At 62.8% G+C, this 2900-nt stretch carries 3 protein-coding genes; all 3 read left to right on the forward strand.

Annotation, left to right across the window (positions count from 1 at the left end):
• The first annotated feature begins 120 nt into the window (after window positions 1-120).
• Window positions 121-591 (forward strand): 30S ribosomal protein S7, encoded by a 471-nt coding sequence (gene rpsG, locus EOA38_RS32455; protein ID WP_059189563.1) that lies wholly within the window; start codon window positions 121-123, stop codon window positions 589-591.
• Between the two features lie 29 nt (window positions 592-620).
• Window positions 621-2711, forward strand: a complete 2091-nt coding sequence (fusA, locus tag EOA38_RS32460) for an elongation factor G (RefSeq protein WP_127301148.1) — start codon at window positions 621-623, stop codon at window positions 2709-2711.
• Window positions 2712-2773: 62 nt separating this feature from the next.
• The coding region (locus tag EOA38_RS32465; protein ID WP_244571411.1) for a GTP-binding protein at window positions 2774-2900 on the forward strand (127 nt) is incomplete at its 3' end.

Raw genomic sequence — 2900 nt, forward strand, 5'->3', positions numbered from 1 at the left:
GGGTGTGAAAAACCGCAAGCAGCGCCGTTCGAAATACGGTGCGAAGCGTCCGAAGTAAGGGTTTCCGGCTTCGGCGCTTTTTTTGACTGCGCCGTGCCACGAGATTGAGAGACAAAAGCCATGTCCCGTCGTCACAGTGCAGAAAAGCGTGAGATCAACCCGGACCCCAAGTTCGGCGACCTGATCGTCACCAAGTTCATGAACGCCGTCATGTATGACGGCAAGAAGTCGGTTGCCGAGACCATCGTCTACGGCGCGCTGGATCAGGTCCAGGCCAAGACCAAGCAGGAGCCGGTCACCGTCTTCCATCAGGCGCTCGACAATGTCGCGCCGCATGTGGAAGTGCGCTCGCGCCGCGTCGGCGGCGCCACCTACCAGGTTCCAGTCGACGTGCGCCCCGAGCGCCGTCAGGCGCTGGCCATCCGCTGGCTGATCGCCGCCGCGCGCAACCGCAACGAGACCACCATGATCGACCGCCTCTCGGGCGAGCTGATGGATGCGGCCAACAACCGCGGCACCGCCGTCAAGAAGCGTGAAGACACCCACAAGATGGCGGAAGCCAACCGCGCCTTCGCGCACTACCGCTGGTAAAGCGCGAACGAGACTGAGAGGCACCTCCCATGGCCCGCGAATACAAAATCGAAGACTACCGCAATTTCGGTATCATGGCGCATATCGACGCCGGCAAGACGACGACGACCGAGCGCGTCCTGTACTACACGGGCAAGTCGCACAAGATCGGCGAAGTCCATGACGGCGCCGCCACCATGGACTGGATGGAGCAGGAGCAGGAACGCGGCATCACCATCACCTCGGCCGCGACCACGACCTTCTGGAAGGGTCGTGACGGCAAGATGCGCCGCTTCAACATCATCGATACCCCCGGACACGTCGACTTCACCATCGAGGTCGAGCGTTCGCTGCGCGTGCTCGACGGCGCCATCGCGCTGCTCGATGCCAATGCCGGCGTCGAGCCGCAGACCGAGACCGTGTGGCGCCAGGCCGACAAGTACCACGTGCCGCGCATGATCTTCTGCAACAAGATGGACAAGATCGGCGCCGACTTCTACCGCTCGGTGGAAATGATCGGCTCGCGCCTCGGCGCGCAGGCCGTCGTCATGCAGCTGCCGATCGGCGCCGAGACCGAGTTCAAAGGCGTCGTCGACCTCGTCGAGATGAACGCGCTTGTCTGGCGCGACGAGACGCTGGGCGCTGCCTGGGATGTCGTCGAGATCCCGGCCGACCTCAAGGAAAAGGCCGCGCAGTATCGCGAGAAGATGATCGAAGCCGCCGTCGAGATGGACGAGACGGCGCTCGAGAATTACCTCGAAGGCAACATGCCCTCGAACGACGAGATCCGCGCGCTGATCCGCAAGGGCACAATCGCGGTGAAGTTCTTCCCGATGTTCTGCGGTTCGGCCTTCAAGAACAAGGGCGTGCAGCCGCTGCTCGACGCCGTCGTCGAATACCTGCCGTCGCCGATCGATGTGCCAGCCATCAAGGGGGTCGACGCCAAGACCGACGCCGAGATCGAGCGTCATGCCGACGACAACGAGCCGCTGTCGATGCTGGCGTTCAAGATCATGAACGACCCGTTCGTCGGCTCGCTGACCTTCGCCCGCATCTATTCGGGCAAGCTCACCAAGGGCACCTCGCTCGACAACACCGTGAAGGGCAAGAAGGAGCGCATCGGCCGCATGCTGCAGATGCATGCGAATTCGCGCGCCGACATCGAGGAAGCCTACGCCGGCGACATCGTGGCGCTGGCCGGCCTCAAGGACACGACCACCGGCGACACGCTGTGCGATCCGCTGCACCCGGTCATCCTCGAGCGCATGGAATTCCCCGATCCGGTCATCCAGATCGCCATCGAGCCGAAGACCAAGAACGACCAGGAGAAGATGGGCCTCGCCCTGCATCGCCTGGCGGCCGAGGATCCGTCCTTCCGCGTCAAGACCGACGAGGAAAGCGGCCAGACCATCATCGCCGGCATGGGCGAACTGCATCTCGACATCATCGTCGACCGCATGCGCCGCGAGTTCAAGGTGGAAGCCAATGTCGGCGCTCCGCAGGTGGCCTATCGCGAGACGATCACCCGCACGCACGAGCAGGACTACACGCACAAGAAGCAGACCGGCGGTACCGGCCAGTTCGCGCGCGTCAAGATCGTGTTCGAGCCGAACACCGAGAGCGAAGAGTTCGTGTTCGAGTCCAAGATCGTCGGCGGCGCGGTGCCGAAGGAATACATCCCGGGCGTCGAGAAGGGCATCCAGAGCGTTATGGGCTCCGGTCCGTTCGCCGGCTTCCCGATGATCGGCGTCAAGGCGACGCTGATCGACGGCGCCTTCCACGACGTCGACTCCTCGGTGCTGGCGTTCGAAATCGCGTCCCGCGCCTGTTTCAAGGAAGCTGCTCCGCGCCTCGGCGTGCAGCTGCTGGAGCCGATCATGAAGGTCGAGGTCGTGACGCCGGAAGACTATGTCGGCGGCGTCATCGGCGACCTCAACGGCCGTCGCGGCCAGATCCAGGGCCAGGAAGCGCGCGGCGTGGCGGTCGTCATCAACGCCATGGTGCCTTTGGCCAACATGTTCAAGTACGTCGACAATCTGCGTTCGATGTCGCAGGGCCGCGCCCAGTACACGATGCAGTTCGACCACTACGAACCGGTTCCGACCGCGGTCGCCCAGGAAGTCCAGAAGAAATACGCGTAACTCGAGCGGGTTGCACGAGACCTTAATTTGAGCCCCGCACGGGCAAGGAATGGAGACATCACATGGCAAAAGGTAAATTCGAGCGCACCAAGCCGCATGTGAACATTGGCACGATCGGCCACGTCGATCATGGCAAGACGTCGCTGACGGCGGCGATCACGAAGTATTTTGGCGAATACAAGCGCTATG

The sequence above is a fragment of the Mesorhizobium sp. M1E.F.Ca.ET.041.01.1.1 genome (assembly GCF_003997355.1).
In the GTDB taxonomy this organism is placed as follows: Bacteria; Pseudomonadota; Alphaproteobacteria; order Rhizobiales; family Rhizobiaceae; genus Mesorhizobium.

Excerpts from the sequence above, each read along its gene's own strand:
- rpsG (WP_059189563.1), top strand. The coding sequence starts at position 121 with ATGTCCCGTCGTCACAGTGCAGAAAAGCGTGAGATCAACCCGGACCCC.
- fusA (WP_127301148.1), top strand. The coding sequence starts at position 621 with ATGGCCCGCGAATACAAAATCGAAGACTACCGCAATTTCGGTATCATG.